The following is a 4,866-nucleotide window of genomic DNA, read 5'->3' on the forward strand; positions in this document are numbered from 1 at the left end:
CCCCTCCTGGGAGGGGTTAGGGGTGGGTTCCCATCTCCCCATCTCCCCATCTCCCTATCTCCCTCTCTTCAAGGAGGAGAGATCTCAAGGCCGTTGAATAATCTTTTCGAGAACCCGCCGCTTGGCTTTGGTGTCGATACCAATTAGGCGCACATACTCACCCTTATGCTCCCCTAAGCGTTCTGTCAAAGCAGCGATCGCGTCCGATACATTGTTTTCTGGTAACGGATTCCCACTTTTCCAAGCATTATTCTTAACGCGACGCTCATTGCCGTATTCTAGGGTAAGGCGGTAACCTTGAGCCAAAAGCTCTCCAATCTGGTCTTGGGTTTCTAGATCTAATGCTAGATCTAAGGGCTTTTTGCTACCGTTGTGCTGTCCTGTCTCAGAGTGATTTAACCCGTTCGCGATTTTAGGGCTAGTTGACTGACTGATGACTGGATTGGATACAGGTGCCTTGTGGTTTGCTTGAGGTTGGTCAGGGGTTGGGATATTATAACTACTATTTGTATTAGTATTTGTATTACTTGGTTGGCTCGTCAGGGAGGGGACTTGATTGTACTCCCTAGCTAGTCCGCTCAGTTCTAACCGTTGCTGCTCAGCTTTAATCAGTTCTCCAAACTCAATTAAGCGGGAGAGGCTAAAGTTTGGTGTTTCAAATTTGGGGGGTCCTTCCTTACTGTTGACTACACGAGAGGAAACTCGGTCTAGACCAATATCGTAAATAAACTTACGGATTTGTTCGTCGTAAATACGCGATCGCAAAGCACTGAAGAAATCAATGGCTTGATTGTCGAAGGTCTCAATCAGTTGTTCAATCTCCCCGCTAGAGAGTCCATCTCCGTGAAAGATACCACTAACAATACCAATCCGGTCCTCTCGGTTGGGCTCCCAGTAGAATTTCGCCATCCGACCATCCCGAGTCAAAGGCGCATAGAGAGTAGAAAAATCATTACCAGTGACAATAATCGGTACTCGGTGGATCGGTTGTGAGTCATAACTCCCTGGAAGTTGGACATTGGTGGGATTATCAGCAATGTTCATCAAAGTCCCATGCACCAGCTGGGTATTTACCGTATATTGGGTGCGTTCATCGAACCGTCCCGCCCCAGCATCCAAGTCATTGATCATCAGCACACACATCTTACCCTTGACTCGGATCATTTCAGCCGTTTCTCGGTAGCGCAAGCGGATCAGACGGGCTGGATCCCCAGCATCTGGGCTTTCTAGCTCACCAGAAGACATATGAACCGCTTCAATTCCCATGCGCTCGAACACAAGCTCACACTGAAAGGACTTACCCTCCCCCTTCCGTCCATGAATTCCCAAAATTAGAGGCACACGGACATGGGGTATCTCAAGGAAGTTTTTAGTGATGTGAACCGCCAGTTTATCGATAAACCGGGGAGAAATGTAATAATGCTGGGACATACAAACAGGTGCTCTGGTGATAATCTCGTCAAATCCGGCAATTTTTTACCCTATTGGAAATACTATTACAGTTTGTTGAAGGTTTAATCGGGTTAATCGGGTTGAACGCGATCGCGTGGCCAATAGGCCAAAGTTGAAGGTTGGCTGGTTGAAGGTTGAAGGTTAGCTGGTTGAAGGTTGGCGGGTTGAAGGTTGGCTGGTTGAAGGTTGGCTGGTTGAAGGTTGAAGGTTGAAGGTTTAAAGTTTAAGGTTTAAAGTTTAAGGTTATTTGGTTGTTCGCCCAAGGCGATTCGGTGTAGGGTAGGTTATTTGGTTGTTTGCCTTTGGCGTCTGAAGTAGGGTAGGTTTAAAGTTGACAGCGAACAGCCAACATTCAAGCATCAACCCAATTAACCCTTCAACCAGCTAAGCATCAACCCAATTAACCCTTCAACCAGCCAACCATCAACCATCAACCCAATTAACCCGATTCAACCTTCAACCTTCAACCTTCAACCTTCAACCTTCAACCTTCAACCTTAAACCTTGGCCTATTGGCCACGCGATCGCGTTCAACCCAATTAACCCGATTAAACCTTCAAAAACAAACAGTAATCAAATTCGCTTATTGGCGTATTGGCACAATTGATAATATTGGCTGGGCTAGGATATCCCTAAATAAGCATCAGGTACTTAAATTTTTTCTTGAGCTATTTATGGACTCTCCTGAATCCTCAAGGTTTGAACAATATTGGTGGATCCTGAAGCGACGTTGGCTACCAGCTTCCGGTATTTTTGTAACAGTTTCTGTGATTATGTCTTTGGTGGCATCATTTCAAAAACCGGTATATGTAGCCCAAGGATTGCTGTTATTTAAGCGGCTTAATACGACGTCTTCAGTCACCGAGGTAGGTAAAGAAATTGGTATTTTACAACCTCTGGTAGACCAAAGTAATCCTCTAGATACAGAAGCCAACATCATGATGTCTGAGCCTCTGGCTCAAAAGACGATCACCGTACTAAATCTTAAAGATAATCAGGGGAAACCTTTAGCAATTAAAGACTTTTTACACAATGTCAGTGTAACCAATATCCGCAAAACCGATCTTCTAGAAGTGTCTTACCAATCTCAAGACCCTCAAGAAGCAGCAGCAGTTGTTAATCAACTAATGAGTATCTATTTAGAAAATCACTTAGATTTTCAACGGGCTGAAGCTGTAGCTGCTCGGAAGTTTATTGAGAAACAGTTACCTCAAGCCGAAGCTACTGTGAGTAAAACAGAAGCAGCTTTGCGTCAGTTCAAACAAGAGAATCAAGTGATCTCCTTAGACGCAGAAGCTCGCTCAGCTATCGAGGTGCTGACAGATTTGCAAAAGGAAATTGCCCAAAATCAGTCTAAAATGGCTGATGTCAATGCCCAGTACGAATCGCTCCAAACACGATTGGGCATGAACTCCAAGCAAGCTATCGCTCTAACGGCTCTCAAGCAGTCTGCTGAGGTGCAGGAGGCACTCCAAGAATTGCGCCAAGTGGAAGTTGAACTAGCCCTAGAGCGTAACCGTTTCCAACCCACCCATCCCACAATTGCTAAGTTAGAAAGTAAGGTAGCCAGCCTAAAAGGTATCCTAAACCAGCGAGTCAAACAGGTTTCTAAGGCTCAGCCGAAACCTCATAGCCAGCTTTTTCAACTGGGCGATTTACAACAAGACCTGACTAAAGAGCTAGTAGAATTAGAAGCAGCTCGTTTAGGTTTGGCTAATCAGACTAAAGCCTTAGTCAATGCCCAAACCGCTTACCGAAAACGACTTAACGATCTCCCTAGACTGGAACAACAGCAGCGGGAGTTAGAACGGCAACTTGATGTGTCCCAATCAACCTATTCTCTCTTGCTAAATAAGCTTGGGGAAATTCAGGTAGCGGAAAATCAAAACATGGGTAATGCCCGCATTATTGCCGGGGCTCAGGTGCCGATTATTCCGATTTCGTCTGCTAAAATAGCCTATATTGCTGCTTGTTTTCAGGGACTGTTGGCCACCGCAGCAATTATTTATATTTTAGAAACAAGAGATAAATCTCTGAAAACAATTAAAGACGTTAAGCAATTATTTAAGTTTACCTTACTGGGTGTGATTCCCCACTTTAATAAATCTCAATTGTTAAATCAATCCCAGGAAGTTTTAGATCCATTTACGCCCCAAGTTATTGTTCGGAATACGCCTCGGTCTCCCATCAGTGAATCCTATCGGATGCTGCAAGCAAATCTCAAGTTTTTGAGTTCAGATAAAGCGATCAAGGCGGTGACTGTGACTAGTTCCTTACCTCAAGAAGGTAAGTCAACGGTGTCTGCTAATTTAGCAGCAGTGATTGCTCAGCGAGGAAGTAAGGTATTGCTAATCGATGCTGATCTCCATAAGCCTGTTCAACATCGGATCTGGGATTTGTCCAATGAAGTGGGTTTGAGCAATATGCTTGTTAACCAGGTTCAATTGGGGGATGCCATTAAACCAGTGAGCGAGACTCTCGATGTCCTGACCTCTGGAGTAGTACCTCCTAATCCAGCAGTGCTTCTGGATTCCGAGCGCATGGCTTCATTGATTAACCATGTTGCTAGTCGTTACGACTTTGTGATTATTGATACCCCTTCTTTAAACGTTGCTGCTGATGCTCCTATCCTAGGAAAAATGACCGATGGTGTGCTGTTAGTTTCGCGACCTGGAGTGGTAGATTCCGGTAGTGCTGCTTTCGCCAAGGGACTTTTGGAGCAGTCTGGTCAGACTGTTCTAGGCTTAGTCGTTAATGGTGTGATTCCTGATAATGAGCCTAACAGTTATTACTATTTTTCTCAGGAATACATTTCAGATGAGAGCGTTGCTCTTAATAGAATACTTGATGTTGCTAGTTATGAGTAATTAGATCATAGCAAAGGGAACAGGGAGCAGGGAGTAGGGAGTAGGGAGTAGGGAGCTAAAATCACGAATTGTGTACCACTACCGCCAATTGAAGGGCTGCGATCGCTTGCTCGCGCCTAACACTGGGAAAATGCTCTAAGAATTCGTCGAGTGGATCCCCTGCTTTGAGATAATCGAGCAAAGTTTTTATTGGCACAGGAGTTCCAACAAAAACAGGGGTTCCTCCCAGGATGTCAGGGTCGCTTTGACACTCCCCGGTCGCGCATACGCGGGGATTCTGCTGACAGATTAGACTGAGGCAATACCCAAAGTCTAATTCTCGCTACGGTAGTCAAAGACCGTCTACCCAGTCGGCTAAGGTTTATCCCTAGCTTGCTGGCTACTTTTCGTAAAATGTTGGCACTGCCGTTCAAGTCGGCATTGACAATTGAACCGTCTCCACTTCGGTAAAGACCACGCTTGATACGTTTTCCTGACGCTTTCCACCCATTCGGTTTTTATTAAACTAAGCCGCAGAGTCACCTCTGCGACTCGTCTCCAAAACCGT

The 4,866-nt window shown here is 45.2% G+C and carries 3 protein-coding genes and 1 pseudogene; 1 reads left to right on the forward strand and 3 read right to left on the reverse strand.

Annotated features, from left to right (window positions below; all coding sequences use genetic code 11):
* Positions 1-84: 84 nt before the first annotated feature.
* Positions 85-1,431, reverse strand: a complete 1,347-nt coding sequence (locus AC4II3_RS31275) for a RuBisCO small subunit-like domain-containing protein (RefSeq protein ID WP_488016438.1) — start codon at positions 1,429-1,431, stop codon at positions 85-87.
* 695 nt (positions 1,432-2,126) lie between these two features.
* Here AC4II3_RS31275 and AC4II3_RS31280 point away from each other — a divergent pair.
* A complete protein-coding gene (locus AC4II3_RS31280) occupies positions 2,127-4,319 on the forward strand; it encodes a GumC family protein (RefSeq protein WP_488016440.1) in 2,193 nt (730 codons plus the stop codon).
* A gap of 61 nt (positions 4,320-4,380) precedes the next feature.
* On the opposite strand, the gene AC4II3_RS31285 is transcribed toward AC4II3_RS31280, so the two are convergent.
* Positions 4,381-4,608, reverse strand: a complete 228-nt coding sequence (locus tag AC4II3_RS31285) for a DUF433 domain-containing protein (protein ID WP_488016442.1) — start codon at positions 4,606-4,608, stop codon at positions 4,381-4,383.
* Positions 4,553-4,816: pseudogene (locus AC4II3_RS31290) on the reverse strand (RNA-guided endonuclease TnpB family protein); the annotation flags it as partial. The pseudogene AC4II3_RS31290 and the gene AC4II3_RS31285, both read right to left, overlap by 56 nt.
* Between the last annotated feature and the right edge of the window lie 50 nt (positions 4,817-4,866).

Source organism: Moorena sp., from assembly GCF_982860115.1.

Bases quoted from the DNA above. Each gene is read 5' to 3' on its own strand.
- AC4II3_RS31275 (WP_488016438.1), bottom strand. From the start codon at position 1,431: ATGTCCCAGCATTATTACATTTCTCCCCGGTTTATCGATAAACTGGCG.
- AC4II3_RS31280 (WP_488016440.1), top strand. From the start codon at position 2,127: ATGGACTCTCCTGAATCCTCAAGGTTTGAACAATATTGGTGGATCCTG.